This window comes from Shinella yambaruensis, from assembly GCF_050859155.1.
In the GTDB taxonomy this organism is placed as follows: domain Bacteria; phylum Pseudomonadota; class Alphaproteobacteria; order Rhizobiales; family Rhizobiaceae; genus Shinella; species Shinella yambaruensis.
The window spans coordinates 64,884-81,764 of the sequence record NZ_CP150640.1 but is presented as its reverse complement, the minus strand read 5'-3'; the positions used below and the strand labels follow the sequence as shown (position 1 = coordinate 81,764).

Here is a 16,881-nt window from a genome sequence, read left to right as displayed (position 1 = left end):
GCCCGAAGCGTCAGCCCGGGCGGCCGCTGCATTCAGGCACTCATGCGCGGCGGGGTGGATGGCCCGGACCGCTGCCAGACCGGCGGCATGGCCTGGACAGGCAAGCCCGCTTCAAGGCAGGCCGCAACGAAGGCTTCCCGCGCAACGGCGACCGGCACCTGGCGAAGGAGTGCGGCGTGGCACTTCTCGCAGGCGCGCTTGTAGCGCTGGCCATGGCGAAGCGGCCATTCGTTTTCCAGAAAGTCGAGAGTATCGTTGACGCTGTCGAAGGTACGGCCAAGCCCGTTGGACAGGTGCACATGCAGGGGCGTCGAGAAGAATACGTCAGCCAGCATCGAATTCCTCCTTTCAATTGGACATCTGGCCTGTTCGATATGGGCAATGCTTTCGCGACTTCAAGAACCCTCGGAGCGGTCGATTGCGAGGTTTTTCGCGCGGAGGATGAGCACGCTGCCGCGGAGGCCAGCGGCGTTCCAAACGCACTATCCCGCATTCGGGGTGAGCAGCAGGACAGGCTCGACGTTCAGCGCTTCTGCAATCCGCTCGACCACGGCGAGCGTCGGGTTCTTCTGGCCACGCTCGATGCCGCCCATGTAGGAGTAGGCAAGACCGACCTCGATTGCCAGAGACTCCAAAGTCATGCCGCGTTCCAGACGGACCTTTCGAACGTTCTCCCCTAAAATCTGTGCCATACGCATGGGCCGCATAGCGATGAGTAAACCTTCAGCTTTACCAGTCATTATAGTGACTGATAGGCTGGGGATTTCAGGGTTAGGCTTAGCCGTTCGTATACCCATGGCAGATGCCGTGATGCCCGAGCAGCGGGCGTAGCGCTTGAACGGACATCTGCGGCGAATGGTTCCTGTCCGGCGCCCATGGCGGGCGGCGGCTGGGCAGGCTGAAGGGGAGGTTGATATTGCGAGTTGGTTCTGCCGGTGCGTCCGGCTCATTGCCCAACTTGGCACGGCAGTCATTCCGGTCCTTGCCGACCTTGATCCTCGCCCTGAGCGCGGCCCTTCTTCTCTCCTACGAGCTCTGGCGCAGCTATGCCGCGGCCCGCGAGGACGCTGAACGCAACGTCTCGAACCTCATCCACGTCATGTCCGAGCAGGTCGCCCGCACGATCCAGTCCGTCGATGTCAACCTGCAGGACATTGCCGGCGAACTCGCGGCCGCTCCGGCCATGCCCGACAACGATCCCGCCTTCCGCGCCCGCCTGCACAAGAGACTGGTGTCGATGCCATTCGTGCGTGCGCTCTTCGTTATCGACCGCGGCGGTTACATTTCCCATGACACCGATTTCCCGAGCACGCCCAGGGTCAGCCTGGCCGACCGGGACTATTTCAGGATCCACCAGAACGATCCTTCCGTCGGAATGCATATCGGCCGGCCGCTGAAGAGCCGTTCGCGCGGCGTCTGGTTCATCAGCCTGAGCCGGGGGATCGAGACGGCGGATGGCAGCTTTGGCGGCATCGTCGTCGCGGCGGTGGAGCCGCTCTATTTCCAGAGCTTCTACCAGCAGCTCTGGGTGGGCGGCGGAACGGTCTCGCTGTTTCTTTCCCCGGGGACCCTGCTTGCCCGCTCGCCCGCCAGGGACGAACTGATCGGCACGTCCTTTGCAGGTGTCGAGCCCTTCCGCAGCCTGCTCGCCATGCGCACTTCCGGCGTCGACTGGCGCAAGAGCCCCATCGACGGGGTGATGCGCATCGCCGGCTATCAACGGCTGGACATCGCGCCGGTGATCGTGGTGGTGACGCTCAGCGAGGCCGATGTCATGCGGTCGTGGCGTTCCCATGCGACGGTTCTTCTGGTCGGTGCGGCTATTCTGTTCACCCTGCTCGCCGGTCTCGAATGGCTGTCGCGCCGCAGCCGGCGGCGTGAGGAGGCGGCGCGGCAGCGGCTGGAGACGACCCAGCGGCTGGAGGCCATCGGCCGCTTTGCCGGCAGCATCGCGCACGATTGCGGAAACCTGATGCGGATCATCCGCTCGGCGACCGTCGTCCTGCGCCCCCTGGTCAGGGACCGGCAGGAGGCGGAAAAGCTGCTCGACGAAGTCGACACCTCGCTCGATGCCGGGCGGGCCTTGGTCAACCGGTTGCTCGCCTATGCGCGCAACACCGAAATCCGTCTCGAAGCCGCCGATCCGGGCGAGCTTGTCCGGGAAATCCTGCCGATAGCGCGGCAGGCGGCAGGGCCGGGCATCACGGTCGCCACCACCTCGGCGGGCGAAGCTGCGGCCTGCCGCATCGACAGGGCACAGTTCCAGGCGGCGATCGTCAACCTGGTGCTGAACGCCCGCGACGCGATGCCCTTGGGTGGGACGATCACGATCGATGTCCGTCCGGTGGAGGATATGGACCTGTCGGGCGCCACGAGCTGGGTGGATGTCAGCGTCACGGACGACGGAATCGGCATGAGCGAGGCGGTCCGGCGCCAGGCATTCGATCCGTTCTTCACGATGAAGGGGACGGGGGAGGGGCATGGCATGGGGTTGAGCCAGACGCAGGAGTTCGTCCGGCAATGCGGCGGGCGCGCCGATATCTTCAGCCAGCCGGGCGAGGGCACGACCGTCCGGCTTCGCCTGCCGCAGGATCGGGGCGGTGAAGAGGAGATGAACGGGGCGGAGAAGGTGGAAGCCGATGTCTGAGGGCAATGAAGCACTGGACGTGCTGGTTGCGGATGACCACCCCCTCATCCGTGCGGGCATCCGGGCGTTGCTGGCCGCCCGTCCGCACTGGCGCGTCTGCGCGGAGGCCGAGACGGGCGAGGCCGCGCTTAGGCTCGCGCGCGAACTGCGGCCTCATCTCGCCGTGCTGGATTATTCCCTGCCCGGGATCACCGGACTGGAGGTGACGCGCCAGCTCTGCCGGGAGATGCCGGGGATCGGCGTGCTGGTCTATACCATGCATGCCGACGAGCGGATGCTTCCGGCTCTGCTCGAGGCGGGGGCGCGGGGTTATGTGCTGAAGACGGAGGACGACGCCGCCTTGCTCGCCGCGATGGATGCCGTGGCGGCGGGCGATATCCACATCTCGCCGGAGGCGGCGAACCGGAAGACCATGCAGGGCGCCGCCTCCGTGCTGACGCCGCGGGAAATCGAGGTCGTCCGCCTGGTGGCGTTCGGCGAGACGAACAAGAGCATTGCCGCACAGTTGAATGTCAGCGTGAAGACCGTCGATACGCACCGGACGGCGGCGATGCGCAAGCTCGGCCTCCATACGGCCGTTGACGTGACGCTCTTCGCGATCCGCAACAAGATCATAGAGCCATAGTTTCCTCACGAACCGGCGATTTCCTTGACGCTTGTCAGGTGGTGGACGGAAAAGCCGGCCGCCTCGGGTGTATACCCGATAGTGCCCGCTCCTGCCGGATGCTACGGCGGGCGTTTCGCGGTTGCGATATGGCGGGAATATCCCGGGGCAAGCAGGCCTCCTTGCCGATCACGCCGCCTAAACGGACCTGAGCATGCAGCAGAAACAACCGAGCTTCGTTTCTTCCCGCCACTATATGGATGTCGCGGAGCGCTTCCTGGACGTCGGCTTCTGGAACGCCGACATGACGACGGGGGAGGTGCGCGGAACGGACGGATTCTACCGGATCCTGGGGTTGCCGCGGGACGAGGCGTTCAGCCTCCATCGCTGGGTTAGCCTGCTCCACCCCGACGATCGCGAGGATTTCCGCTCCCTGTACGCCGTCGTCACCATGGGCGTCTCGGTTTCCCGGGAGGTGCGGCTGGTCGACGGGGATCGCCCGCCGCGGCGCATTCGCATCGCCGTGGAAGAGCCGACGACGATGAACCGCATCGTCGGCCTGGTGCAGGATGCCGCCGCGGAGCGGGAGGCGAAGGCCGCCCTCTATCGCGAGCGCGCGCGGCTCAACGCCTTCATCGAGATGGTCGGCGGGGCTTTCTGGGCGCGCGACCTGAACAGCGTGGTGGGGGACCTGCGCGGCTGGGACAGCATGACCGGCCAGCCTCCGGTGCAATGCGGCAAGGAAGGCTGGCTGGAGGCGATCCATCCCGACGACCGCGAGCGGATCGAGGAGACAAGGGAAGCCTGCGAGCGCGACGGCCTTCCGCGCGACATATCCTATCGGCTGCTCTATGCCGATGGCCAATACCGGGAGGTGCTGGCGCGCACGACGCCCGTGCGCCAGGAAAACGGCACGCCGATCGAGTGGATCGGCCTCATCGAGGAAACATGGCGGCGCGATACGGTGGGGTCGCAGAACGACCCGACGCTTCGTCCGCAACAATTGCGTGCCGCGCGCGTGATGCTCGGCTGGTCCGCCGAGACACTCGCCCAGGAGGCAGGTGTCTCCATCGCAACGATCAGGCGATATGAGACCACCGGCGAGCACATGAAGGACGCGACGGTCTCCGCCATCGTCGCCGCGCTGGCGCGGCATGGCCTCGTGCTGACCTCCTCTTCCACGGAAATGGGCCTCAGGCTCCGGCATTCGCACATGCCCGACTGAACGGAGGTCGACGCGTGGAATTATACAATCTTATTCAATTGTTGCGGGCAGAATTCAGCTTTTGAGTAGAATAAGCGCAGTTTTCATGGACAGGGCGAGTGAAAGGGGCCGGTCTCGTTTCATGGTTGTCAAGGGAGCCTTGCTACTTTAGGGCATCCGAATAGATGCGATCGTATCGGTCCGACATGAAGACGGATTCGGGGCTTAGACATCATCATCGAGAAAGCCGCCGAGGTGCCCCATGCAGTCGAGTCCTTCTTCCACTCCAGCCGCGTCTGAAGCTCCGTCCGTCATCACGGGCGACGAGGAGGCCGAGCGCATCCGGCGTCTTGTTGCCCGCATGACCGAGGCGAAGAGGATGCTCGACGGCCTTCTCGCCAATCTGGCGCTGGTCGAGATGTCCATGACGGACTCCACGCCGGACGGCCCAACCCACTGAGCCCGTCCGCACGTTCGTGGACCTGAGGCGCCGGGCAGTTCCCGCCGCGCTTCAGCTATTCAACCATTCGAATGGATCGCAGTGCCGGCAGGTCGACAAGACGTTTGCGTGGGGCGATCTGCTGCGAAATTTTCAACCAGACCCGCTGCCGAGGAGGAACCATGACAGCCTTTTCTTTCGGCCTTGCATCGGATGCAAGCGCCATTCTTGCCGCAATGCACAAATCCCAAGCCATCATCGAGTTCGATTTGACGGGTAAAATACTGACCGCGAACGAGAACTTCTGCCGCGCGCTTGGATATGCGCTGCCGGAGATCATCGGACAGCACCATCGCCTTTTCGTCGATCCGGCGGAGGCCGCCTCCGAGGAATATCGCGCCTTCTGGGCCAAGCTGGCGCGCGGTGAATTCGATCAGCGTCAATACAAGCGCATCGGCAAGGGCGGCAAGGAGATCTGGATCGAGGCGTCGTACAATCCGGTGTTCCGCCGCGGCAGGCCCTTCAAGGTCGTGAAGTTCGCGACCGATATCACCGCGCAGAAGCTGAAGGGCGCCGAGGATGCCGGCAAGCTGGAAGCCCTGTCGCGCGCGCAGGCCGTCATCGAGTTCACGCCGGCCGGCGACATCCTCGCCGCCAACCAGAATTTCCTCGCCACGCTCGGTTACCAGTTGTCCGAGATCGAGGGCCGGCATCACTCGATGTTCTGCGACCCGACCTATTGCCAGAGCCCGCAATACCGCCAGTTCTGGGACCGGCTGAGGGCCGGCGAGTTCGTGGCGGAGGAATTCATGCGCATCGGCAAGGGCGGCCGGCGCATCTATATCCAGGCCTCCTACAATCCGATCTTCGACATGAACGGCAAGGTCTTCAAGGTGGTCAAGTTCGCCACCGACGTGACCGGCCGTGTCGAGAACGTCGAGACGCTGGCCGGTGCTCTGACGCGGCTCGCACAGGGCGACCTGACGCTGCACCTCGCCAACCCGTTCATCCCGAGCCTCGAACAGTTGCGCACCGACTTCAACGGCGCGTCCGAGCGGCTGCGCGCGGCCATGAGCGCGGTCGGCGAGAACGCGCAGGCGATTGCCGCCGGCTCGGGCCAGATCCGCTCTGCCGCCGACGACCTGTCGAGGCGCACCGAACAGCAGGCCGCCTCGGTGGAGGAAACGGCGGCGGCGCTCGAAGAGATCACGACCACGGTCGCCGATTCCAGCCGCCGCGCCGACGAAGCCGGAAAGCTCGTCGCAAGCACCCGCGAGAATGCGGAGAAGTCCGGCGAGGTGGTGCGCAAGGCGATCACGGCCATGGGGCAGATCGAAAGCTCCTCGCGGGAGATCTCCAACATTATCGGCGTGATCGACGACATCGCCTTCCAGACCAACCTCCTGGCGCTCAATGCCGGGGTCGAGGCGGCGCGCGCCGGCGAGGCCGGCAAGGGGTTCGCGGTCGTGGCGCAGGAGGTGCGCGAGCTGGCGCAGCGTTCCGCCAATGCCGCCAAGGAGATCAAGGCGCTCATCAACACGTCCGGCGAGCAGGTGAAGAACGGCGTGTCGCTGGTCGGCCAGACCGGCGAGGCACTGGAGCAGATCGTCCGGCAGGTGCAGGCCATCAACACCAATGTCGCGGCCATCGTCGAGGCGGCGAAGGAGCAGGCGACCGGCCTCGGCGAGATCAACCAGGCCGTCAACACGCTGGACCAGGGCACGCAGCAGAATGCGGCCATGGTCGAGGAATCGACGGCCGCCAGCCACAGTCTCGCCCGGGAGGCCGAAGCCCTCTTCAACCTCTTGGGCCAGTTCCGCGTCGGCGACGATAGCGGCAGAAGCCGGTCGATGGACCTGCACGACCAGCGCCCGGCGGCGTTCCAGCCGCGCAGGCTGGCCGGATAAGACAGGCGCATCCGGAAGGCGCGCCCTGCAGGCGGCGGCGCCCTTCCGGACGACTTGTCCTTCCTCTGTCCGACATGTTGTCCGCCCGTGCCAGGGGAATTCTAGTCATCTCTTTGAAAGGATAAAGTTTTTCAGTTGGTATGCTCTTTGCCTCATCCCTGTCGCCAGCGAGAAACAAGGTGGAAGGGGAAGCCAATATGTACAACGAGGGTCTCTTGATTGCACGCCTGCTCCTGGGCGTACCGTTCATCGTGTGGGGAATATTGAAGCTGCGTGGCGGCGAAGCCAAGTTGGTGCCGGGCCTTCAGGCCTTGGGACTGCCCGATGCCGTGTTCTTCGCCTACCTTATCGGATTCTGCGAGCTTGTCGGCGGGATCGCGATCGTCCTCGGCTATCCGGCGCGTACCGCAGGCATCCTGCTCGGCCTCTGGTGCCTGGTTACGGGCTATGATGCCCATAGGGGCAACATGACCGAACTTCTGAAGAACGTGACCATGGCAGGCGGCTTCTTCGCTCTGGCCACCGTCGGGGCCGGCTCGCTCTCCCTGTTCGGCGGCGCTCCCGGCGGCCTGTTCGCATATCTTCCCTAGGGTGGCGTGCGGCCGGCATCCGACGCGGCCGCGACACTATCGTTGAAGGACGGCAATCAGCCTGCGTGGTCAATAGACGTCGCGCAGGTATCGTTTTTCCCGCTTGAGCCCTGCGATATAGTCGGCCGCTTTATCCGCCGTCAGGCCGCCCTGGGTGGCGATGATCTCGACAAGCGCCTTGTCGACATCGTGCGCCATGCGGCTGGCGTCGCCGCAGACATAGAAGGCGGCGCCTTCCTCCAGCCAGGCGAAAAGCGCCTTGCCGTTTTCGCGCATGCGGGTCTGCACGTAGATTTTCTCTTGCTGGTCGCGGGAGAAGGCAAGGTCGAGCCGGGTCAGGAGCCCGTCGCGGCTCATCTCCGACAACTCGTCCTCGTAGATGAAGTCGCTTTCGCGGTGCTGGTCGCCGAAGAACAGCCAGTTTCGGCCCCTGGCACCCCGGGCACGGCGTTCCTGGAGGAAAGCGCGGAAGGGGGCGATGCCGGTGCCGGGCCCGACCATGATGACGGGCGCGTCATTGTCGGCGGGCAGGCGGAAGGACTTGTTCTGCGAGACGAAAATCCCCGCTTCCGCGCCCTCCGCCACCCGGTCGGCAAGGAAGGTCGAGCAGACGCCGCCGCGGTCGCGGCCGTCCGCGTGGTAGCGCACGCTGGCAATTGTGAGGTGCACGCCGCCGGCGGCCGCATGCGGGCTGGAGGAGATGGAATAGGCGCGGTGCTGGAGCGGTTTCAGCAGGGCGAGAAGGTCCGCAGCCGAAAAGGCCGATGGCGGCGCGAGGGCGAGGAGGTCGCAGATATCCTTGCCCCAGAGGAAGGCATCCAGCGCCTCCTTGTCGCCGTTGCGCAGCACATGGGTCAGCTCCTCGTTGCCGGCGCGGCGCTCCACCTCGGCGATCAGGTCGCGCGAAGGCGTGGAAATCTCGAATTTTTCGGTCAGCGCGGTTTCAAGGCTCGTCTCGCCGGCCGGCGTATGCGGATCGGCCCCGAGGTGTGAGAGGAGCAGCGAAACGAGGGCGGGATCGTTGACGGGCATGACGCCGAGCGCGTCGCCGGCCTCGTATTCCAGCCCGCTGTCGCCGAGGTCGAATTCATAGTGGCGGATTTCCTTGGCCGATGCGCTGCCGGAAAGGCGGCGGTTGACGGCAAGGCGGGACGGATAGGGGTTCTTGCGGCCCCAGCCCGCCGTCTTCGGCACGGCGACGGCAAGCGTCCCGCCGGAAACCGGGACTCCGCCGGCGTTTTCCGCGGCGAGCGGCAGGGCCTGCCCGACCCAGGCCGCAGCCGGATCCTCATAGTCGATGTCGCAGTCGCGCCGGGCGAGGATGCGGGTCGCGCCGAGCTGTTCGAGGCGCATGTCGATGAGCTTTCCGGCCTGGCAGAAGCCGTCATAGCCGGTGTCGCCCAATGCCAGCACGCCGAAGCGCAGGGTCTCCAGCCGCGGCGCGGTGGACGCGGAAATCGCCTCCCAGAAGAGCTGCGCGTTGTCGGGCATCTCGCCTTCGCCATAGGTGGAGGTGATGACGATCAGCCGCTCCATGGCGGCGAGTTGCTCCATGGTGATATCGTCGAGGCCGGCGACCTCGGGGGAAAGACCGAGCGCGCGGGCGTTCGCCGCCGCGTCCATCGCCACCCGTTCGGCGTTGCCCGTCTGGGTGCCGTAGAGGATGTGGAGGCTGGCGGCTTTTACAGGCGCAGCGGCGGCGGCAGTGACAGGCGTTTCGATGGCAAGACGGGAATGGAGGCCGGCGAGGAAACCGGAGAGCCAGGCCCTCTGGTCGGCGTTGAAGGGCGCGTCTTCGGGGATGTAGGGGATCTTCATCGTCTCTGTCTCACTGTCTCGCGGACGCGAAGCCGGAAATCGCCTGGCGCGCGAACAGCTCCTCGAAGCTGGGGATGCGGCCGATGCGCTCGATGTTGCGGGCGGACTGGTGGAGGATCCAGCCATAGGTACCGGGGCTGTCGATGGCGCGCGTGTTGCGGCCCTTCAGCGCCTGGCGGTAGTCGTCGAGGCGTTTTGCGGCGACCATCACTGCCAAGGCTTCGTCGTCATAATCCGCGATGGCGTCGCGCGCGTAGCGGGCGAGCTTCTGCATCAGGGAGAAATCCTCCGTCAGCAAGAGGTTGCGCACGGCCTTCTCCACGGCGGGATCGGACGAGCCGCGCGCGCCCGGCACGCGAGCAAGGGCAATCGACTGCGCCATGCTGAGCACCGTGTAGTTGTTGAGAAGCGCGAACATGCCCTCCGTATCGGTCTCGCCATAGCCCGGCACGGCGCCATTGAGGATCGCCCTGCGGTCGCGATAGGCGAGCTTGAACTTGCGCACCTGATGGGCGGCGAGCGCCGTGGAGAGTTCCTCGACGAGGTCCTTGCGGCTCTTCGCCTTCAGGATGGCGTCGCTGTCCTGGTAGAGCAGCAAGGCGCGCGGCAGGCCGTAGACGAAATTGTGCTTCTCGCTCTCCCAGTTTTCGAGGAGCCAGCGCGCCTTGCGGGAGCCCGTTGCCGCCAGATGCCATTCCAGCAGCAGGCGCACGGTGTCCGCATGCACGGCCGCCATCGGTTCCGTCTCGTCGCCGATCGAGCCGAGCAGGATGGAATCGTGGCTCATCTTCTTCGGCAGGTCGCCATAGGGGTCGTACTGGTAGACGAAGCCGCCGCTCATGCCGTTGCCGAAACCCTTGCCGAAGGTGCCAAGGTTGAGCACCGCGCCGTTCGTCATGTATTCGCAGCAGAAATCGCCGACGCCTTCGACCACCGCCGTTGCGCCGGAATTGCGCACGGCGAAGCGGTCGCCGGCCTGGCCCTCGACGAAGAGCCGCCCGCCCGTCGCGCCGAACAGCGCGAAGTTGCCGACCAGTACGTTGCCGCCCGCCTCGTCCGAGCCGCCGCCCGGCGAGCGCACGGCGATGACGCCGCCGTTGGCGCTCTTGCCGACGCCGTCGTTGCAGGTGCCGGTATGGGTCAGCGCCATGCCGTCGTTGCAGAAGGCGCCGAAGGACTGGCCGGCCGAACCCGAGGTGGCGATGCGCACGCTGCCGGCATCGAGGAAGCGGCGGCCCCGGTCGTCCTGGCGGACGGCGGGAAGGTGCCGCGCCTGTTCTCCGGTCAGTTCGTGGTTGAGCAGGCGTTCGATGTCGATGGCGAGCTGGCCGCCGACCGTCTTGTTGCAATTGTTGAGATGGCGGTTGCCGCCAAGCTCCACGTCGGCGCGCCGGCCGTCGACGAGGGCGGAGCGCACCAGTTCGATGAAGCTGTCGTCGACGGCGAAATCCTTCTCCATGTAGACGGGATCGGCGATCTTCACCTCCTCGACGACGGCGAGCATGGCGCGCAGGTCAAGCTGCCCGACGCTTGCGGGGTGGTCGAGGAGATGAAGGAGATCGCTGCGGCCGCGCGCCTCGCGCAGCGATGACAGGCCGAGCGCGGCGAGGATTTCCCGCGTCTCGTGTGCGATGTTGAGGAGATATTGCGCCAGCGCCCGCGGATCGCCGTCGAAGACCTCCGGATTGGTGGTGAGGCCGGCGGGGCACTTGATGTTGCAGTTCTTCGCCATCACGCATTTCAGCATCATCAGCGCGGTGGTGCCGAATTCGAAGCTGTCGCCGCCGAGCAGCGCCGACTTGACGACGTCGCTCGCCGTCTGGTGCGCGCCGGAGCAGCGCAGCAGCACCTTCTGGCGCAGGCCGTTGGCGCAAAGCGCCTGGTGCACCTCGGCGATGCCGATCTCCGCGGCACGGCCGGTATATTTGAGGCTGGTGACGGCGGCGGCTCCCGTGCCGCCGGTATTGCCGGCGACATTGATAACGTCCGCGCCCGCCTTGGCGACGCCGACGGCGATGGTGCCGATGCCCTCGGAGGAGACGAGCTTGACGATGACGCGCACCCTTGCGGCCTTGCAGTCGTGGATGAGCTGGGCGAGGTCCTCGATCGAATAGGTGTCGTGGTGCGGCGGCGGGGAGACAAGCTCGACGCCGGGCGTGCCGCCGCGGGCCGCAGCGATCTCCACCGTCACCTTCTGGGCGGGCAGCTGGCCGCCTTCGCCGGGCTTGGCGCCCTGGCCGATCTTGATCTCCAGCTCCTCCAGCATGGGATCGGCGAGGTAGCCGGCCCAGATGCCGAAGCGACCGGAGGCGAACTGCTTGATGCGCGAGGCGCGGATGGTGCCGTAGCGCGAAATGTGCTCACCGCCCTCGCCGGAATTCGACATGCCGCCGACCATGTTGGTGCCGTGCGCGACGGCCTCGTGGGCGTTCGCCACCAGTGCGCCGTGGCTCATCGCGCCGGAGGCAAGCAGCGGGGTGATCTCGCTCGCCGGCTGTACGCTTTCGAGCGGGATGCTGTCCGGCGCGGTGCGGATGAGCGCGAGATAGTCCAGGGCCTCGCCGGCCGCCTGCACCATCAGCGCGCCGCCCTCCAGCCAATGGCCGAGGATATCGCCGCCGAAGCGCATGACGAGCGACTGGCCGAGCGCTGCCAGCCGCGCCAGTTCGCCGCCGGTGAGGGTGAGACGGAACGTATCGCCGGCAAGGGTTTCACAGGCAAGGCCACGCACCAGGAAACTGTTGTTGCCCTTGCGCGAGAAGCGGCCCATCTCCTTGCGGAAATCCTCCGCCGACGAGAGGTAGGTGACGTCAGCCGGCAGCGCGAGCACGTCACGCAGGGCAGCGGGGCGACGGGCGCGCTCCTCGGTCATCTGGCGGATGAAGGTGCGGTAGCCGGGGGTGATGGCGAAGCGGTCTATCGCTTCCGGCGTCAGCTTTTCGTAGCCGTTGTTGCGGTAGGCCGCGTCATCGAGGCCGAAGGCGTCGTCCAGCCGATTGAGCGTCAGGAGGCGCAGGAACGGGTCGTCTTCCTCCGGCCGGCTTTCGAAGCCGATCTTCTCCTCCGTCATGTCGACGAAGCCGCGCACGGCCGCGGTGCCGAAGGAGTGGCCCGCGCCCTCCGCGCGCTCCTTGAAGAGGCCGAGCAGGGGAATGTCGTCCTCGCGCGTCACCGTCAAGGCCTTTGCGTGCCAGTCGGCGACGGCGGCGGCGATTACCTTGAAGTTCACGCCGCCGACCGGGGTCTTCACATTAGGGAAGTAGCGCTTCAGCACGCGGTCGCCGGTGTCGAGGAAGTTCGGCTCGAAGAACTCGCCTCCGATATAGCTTTCGGCGGTGCAGAGGCCGACCTTGCCCATGGTCTTCATCAGCGCCTTTTCCGCCGCCTTGGCGAAGCGCTTGAAGGCCTTGTCGGCCTCGCCCCCGAACTTCTCCTCGGCGCGGAATTGCACGCCGAGCGGATAGACCGCCGACGCGCCGAAGCCGAGCACGGCGGCGACATGGTGCGAGGAGGCGATCTGCCCGCTTTCGACGACGAGCGACAACCGGAGGCGCAGGCCTTCCTCGATGAGCTTCTGGTTGACGGCGGATACGACGAGGATCATCGGCAGGGCGGCGCGGGCGCGCGCGACATGCCGGTCGGTGACGACGGCGATGCCGCCCTCTTCCCGGGCGAAGGCCGCGATAGCCTCGCACAGGTCATCGATCGCCTTTTCCAGCGCTGCTTCATTGGCGTCGGCATCCTCGAGATCAGGCCTATAGAGCATCTCGAAGCGCTTGACCGGCGTTTCCGCCTGCTCGCGGATGCGCAGCATGTCGAGATGCGTCAGGATCGGGGAGGGCACGACGATCTGGCGCGCGGCCTTCGCGCCGATGTTCGGCTTGGCCCCGAGCGCCACGCGCAACGTCATTCCGTCCGCCTCGCGGATCGAATCGAGCGGCGGGTTCGTCACCTGCGCGAAGCGCTGCGAGAAGTATTTGGCGACACCGCCTTCCTGGTCGGAGAGCGCGTTGATGGCATTGCCGTAGCCCATGGCGGAGATCTTTTCCGCGCCGGTCTGCAGCATCGGGTCCATCAGGAACTTGAAGCTCTCCTGGTTGAAGGAATAGGCGACGTACCGCTGATGACGCTCGAGGTCGCCGTTGTAGCGAAGCGGCGAACCCTGGGCCTCGGCGGGGATTTCCGGCAGTTCGGCGAGCGTCACGCGCGCCTCGCGCAGGAGCTCGCGATAGGGGCGGCGGGCGGCCAGCATCTCCAGCGCCTCGTTCGTGCCGAAGGCGCGCTTTTGCACATGGTCGTAGCAAAGCATGCCGCCGGCCTCGATGCGGCCGCGGCGCAGCACGCTTTCCGGCGGGAAGGCGATCTGGCCGGCCTCCGACATGACGCAGAGATAGTCGGCGGTCTCGACGGTGCGCAGCGGGCGCAGCCCCAGCCGGTCGAGCCGTGCGCCGATAATGTCTCCGTCGCCGAAGATGAGGGCGGCGGGCCCGTCGTTCTTCTCCTCGTAGAGCGAGAAATATTCAAGCATCGCCACGACGTCGGGCGACAGCGTGTCGTCGTTCTCCCAGGCCGGCGGCATCATCGAGACGACGGCGGTGACGAGGTCGAGACCGTCCTCCAACACACGCGCCTGCAAGGTCTGGTCGAACCGGCAGCTGTCCGACTGGCCCTTCGGGCGGATGATCGAGGCGTTTCTGGCGAGCGCGATCGCGGCCTCCGAAAGGCGGTTCTTGCGGTCGGTGTTGAGTTCGCCGTTATGCGCCATCAGCCGGAAGGGCTGGGCCATGGAGGGATGCGGGTCGGTGTTGGTCGAAAACCGCGTGTGGAAATACATGGTGTTGACCGTGTGGTCGGGGTCCACGAGGTCGCGGAAATAGGGCATCACCTCGTTGGAGTTCAGCCGGCCCTTCAGCACCTGCGTGCGCGCGCTCAGCGAGAGCGGATAGAGGCCGGCGAGCTGCGGCTCGGTATAGGCGCGCGCCTCGATCGCCAGCAGCGCCCTGTGGATGCGGACATCGAATTCCGCCTGGCTCGCCTTTTCGTCATGGCATCCGAAGACCCATTGGCGGATCGGCTGCTGGTGGCGGATCGCCGCCGGGCGGACGGCGCTTTCGTCGACCGGCACGTCGCGGGTCAGCAAGACGGGAAACCCCTGCGCGCAGAAGGCATCCTCGATGATACGCTCACCCTCCAGCCGGAAGACGGGGTCGTTCGGCAGGAAGAAGTTGCCGACGCCGAAGCGCCGCGGCTGAAGATCGTCCCGGCCCGTGAGCTTGCGGAAGAAGCCGAGGGAGATATCGACGGAAACACCGGCGCCGTCGCCGACGCCTTCGGCCGACATGCCGCCGCGATGCGGCACGGCGCAAAGCGCCTCGTGGCCCTTCTTCAGGACGTCATGCGTCTGTTTGCCGTCTTTTCGCGTGATGAAACCAACGCCGCAACTGCTCTTCTCTTGCGAGGGATCGTAAAGGCCGAAGGTTTCTTCGCGCGGGTCCAACGTGCATCCTCCTGTCATGATGTGTCAGTGATGCTGACCTATATTAACAGGAGTGCTTGAGTCAAGTTTTTGTTCGAAAAATTCGCGATCAGATAGATTGGCGAAATTTTCTGAGCTTTGATGCGCTTGTGGATATGGAAAGGATCGTTCGCCCGTCGATGCTTTTTCCGCCCCGAGCGGTGCAGAAGGGCAAAACGCATGTGCGCGAGGAAGACGGGGCCTGCCAGCTATACTCCGGCCTCGCCGTGACGTTTCGGCCTTCGCCGTGGAAGCAACCTTCCCAGAATGAGCCCAGAATAAACGAATAGCGCGCCCGTCTCGGACGTCGGTTTCCTGTATAGGGTCGCAGAGCGTGCATCCCACCTTTTGCGATCCGCTACTGGAAAGATAAAGATCATGCAAAGCGTTTTCCTCGCGGCCACCTTGTCCCTGTGCACGTCCTTTCTCGATGCGCCTCCGGGACTCTGCGGTTATCTCGAGGCCTGCGGCAGGATCGTCATTCCGGCCCAATCCGACTTTGCTACTCGCCTTGATGACGGAAAGGCGCGGGCTGGCCTCGACTGCGCCCGCCCGTCGGCTGATGCCGCGGGTGAGCGCAGCGGGCATACATGCAAGCGCCGGATCGATGCCCACTCCGACACGGCGGAGCTGCGGCTGGCCGACAGGGAAAAGGATGTAACCATGGGATTTTGGGATCGGATCAGGCAGCTTGCAGGCGCCGGCATCGGCGTATCGCCTGCTGCCGCACAGGACAAGGCGGCGACCGCGGCAGAGGAGGGCGGCGAGGCGGCGGATGCTGCCTTCGAGCAGTCCTGGCAGAAGCGGGATGCCTTCTGGGCGGGCGTCGGCAGCGTCGAGAAGGATGTGCTCGGCCATCTGATCAGCCCCGGCCTGATGGGCGGTCCGCACTGGCCGACGACCCGCCAGGCCTACAAGGTCGTCCGGCGGGCACATTCCATCGTCATCGCGACGGACGGCCTTTCCGATCCGTTCGAAGATGGCCGTAAGGGCAATGGCTTCGGCATGGAGCTTTTCGTCGAGACGGCGGACATCCTGCCGGCCCATGCAGGCCGGCCCGGGGATATTTCAAGGCTTTCCGAAAGCTGGGCCTTCGAGCTCGTCAGCCATGTCGCCGGCACGGTGGCAGGGGTCGGCGGCATCTCCGCCCAGCTCGACCAGTATGGCGTCCTGTCCATGGAGCTCCCCGGCGTCAGCCAGTCGCACGCGATCGGAAAGCAGATGCCGGCGCGCTACGTGACGGCCGATGACAGTCTCGGCGTCCTGATCGGGATGCCGGTCGAGGGGTTTTCCACGGCCGTGGAGGGCATGCCGCTTTCCCCGGTGCGCGTGGTGCCGGTGACGATCATCACGGCGGCGGAACTCGAAGCCTTGCGGACGGGCGGTGCCGACGCGCGCCGGGCGTTGGCGGAAGAGCTGGCCAGGCAGGGCCGCCATCACCGGTCCTCGCTGCGCTGAGGCCCCGGCACAGACCGGGTGAAAGCCGTATCGGTTCACCGCGCAGGCCTCGGCAGGCGCACCTGCGTCAGCGACTTGACCCGGCCGGGCCGGAGCCCCTTCAGCTGCGTCAGCAGATCCTTGGCGGCGGCGTTGCCATAGGCGCGGCGGCTGATGCCGAAGAGCATGACGCCGGGTTTGCCGCCAGCATCGCTGTAGCGGGCATAGCGGTAGGCGTTCCATTCGACGATGTACTGCCCGTCGGTGTCCTTGCTGCTGACGATGAAGTCGAGCAGCGCCTCGCCGGCCGCCTCGTTCTGGATGACGTCCATGTTGACGAGCGGGTCCGTCGCCTTGCGCTGGTTCAGCATCGTCACCTGGGCGCGCACGGCATCCATGACGGTGATGCCGCTTGTGACGGTTTCGACCAGGATCATCTGGTCGTATCGCTCGGCGCGCTGTCCGTCCGGAAGATATTCCTGCTTGATGTAGGTTGCGGAGGGCTGCGCGCTCCAGGCGAGCTTGTAGGCGTCGCCTTCGAAATCGATCGGGCCCGGTATGCCGAGCACATCGGTGGCCTGGGCAAGGGCGGATGTCGCCGTGAGCACGAGCGCGAGCAGCGCGGTGCCGAGATGGCGGGCGGGGCGGCCGATCGAACGGGTGGTTGCCATGATCTGTCTCCTTCCGTGAAAAGCGCAAGGCCGCCGGGTTCATCCGGCG

Annotated in this window: 12 protein-coding genes; 7 read left to right on the top strand and 5 right to left on the bottom strand. The window is 65.7% G+C overall.

Annotated features, from left to right (window positions below):
* Positions 1-32: 32 nt before the first annotated feature.
* Complete coding sequence (locus WMC41_RS26390) at positions 33-335, bottom strand: DUF982 domain-containing protein (protein ID WP_288080083.1); 303 nt, start codon at positions 333-335, stop codon at positions 33-35.
* Between the two features lie 147 nt (positions 336-482).
* Positions 483-641 (bottom strand): helix-turn-helix domain-containing protein, encoded by a 159-nt coding sequence (locus WMC41_RS26385; protein WP_244770113.1) that lies wholly within the window; start codon positions 639-641, stop codon positions 483-485.
* Positions 642-982: 341 nt separating this feature from the next.
* Here WMC41_RS26385 and WMC41_RS26380 point away from each other — a divergent pair, with 341 nt between their 5' ends.
* The 6 genes from WMC41_RS26380 (at position 983) to WMC41_RS26355 (ending at position 7,391) form a co-directional block, all read left to right on the top strand.
* Positions 983-2,647, top strand: a complete 1,665-nt coding sequence (locus WMC41_RS26380) for an ATP-binding protein (protein ID WP_432349558.1) — start codon at positions 983-985, stop codon at positions 2,645-2,647.
* Positions 2,640-3,272 (top strand): response regulator, encoded by a 633-nt coding sequence (locus WMC41_RS26375; protein WP_432349557.1) that lies wholly within the window; start codon positions 2,640-2,642, stop codon positions 3,270-3,272. The genes WMC41_RS26380 and WMC41_RS26375 overlap by 8 nt, the downstream gene beginning before the upstream one ends.
* Positions 3,273-3,465: 193 nt before the next feature.
* On the top strand, positions 3,466-4,476 hold the full coding sequence (locus tag WMC41_RS26370) for a PAS domain-containing protein (protein ID WP_272808418.1): 1,011 nt from the start codon (positions 3,466-3,468) through the stop codon (positions 4,474-4,476).
* Positions 4,477-4,717: 241 nt separating this feature from the next.
* A complete protein-coding gene (locus WMC41_RS26365; protein WP_272808417.1) occupies positions 4,718-4,915 on the top strand; it encodes a hypothetical protein in 198 nt (65 codons plus the stop codon).
* Between the two features lie 161 nt (positions 4,916-5,076).
* Positions 5,077-6,801 (top strand): methyl-accepting chemotaxis protein, encoded by a 1,725-nt coding sequence (locus tag WMC41_RS26360; protein WP_272808416.1) that lies wholly within the window; start codon positions 5,077-5,079, stop codon positions 6,799-6,801.
* A gap of 197 nt (positions 6,802-6,998) precedes the next feature.
* Complete coding sequence (locus WMC41_RS26355) at positions 6,999-7,391, top strand: DoxX family protein (protein WP_272808415.1); 393 nt, start codon at positions 6,999-7,001, stop codon at positions 7,389-7,391.
* 69 nt (positions 7,392-7,460) lie between these two features.
* Here the strand turns inward: WMC41_RS26355 and WMC41_RS26350 are convergent, their stop codons facing one another.
* Both WMC41_RS26350 and WMC41_RS26345 read right to left on the bottom strand, forming a co-directional pair.
* Positions 7,461-9,209: a sulfite reductase subunit alpha gene (locus tag WMC41_RS26350; RefSeq protein ID WP_432349556.1), complete on the bottom strand. Its 1,749-nt coding sequence runs from the start codon at positions 9,207-9,209 to the stop codon at positions 7,461-7,463.
* Between the two features lie 10 nt (positions 9,210-9,219).
* Positions 9,220-14,706, bottom strand: coding sequence for a glutamate synthase-related protein (locus tag WMC41_RS26345; protein WP_432349554.1), 5,487 nt, complete (start codon positions 14,704-14,706; stop codon positions 9,220-9,222).
* A gap of 681 nt (positions 14,707-15,387) precedes the next feature.
* Between WMC41_RS26345 and WMC41_RS26340 the strand changes: the two genes are divergently transcribed.
* Positions 15,388-16,182, top strand: coding sequence for a hypothetical protein (locus tag WMC41_RS26340; protein WP_432349553.1), 795 nt, complete (start codon positions 15,388-15,390; stop codon positions 16,180-16,182).
* 35 nt (positions 16,183-16,217) lie between these two features.
* Here WMC41_RS26340 and WMC41_RS26335 read toward each other — a convergent pair whose 3' ends face one another.
* Entirely contained in the window at positions 16,218-16,832 is a 615-nt protein-coding gene (locus tag WMC41_RS26335) for a hypothetical protein (RefSeq protein ID WP_288080075.1), read from the bottom strand.
* Positions 16,833-16,881: the final 49 nt, after the last annotated feature.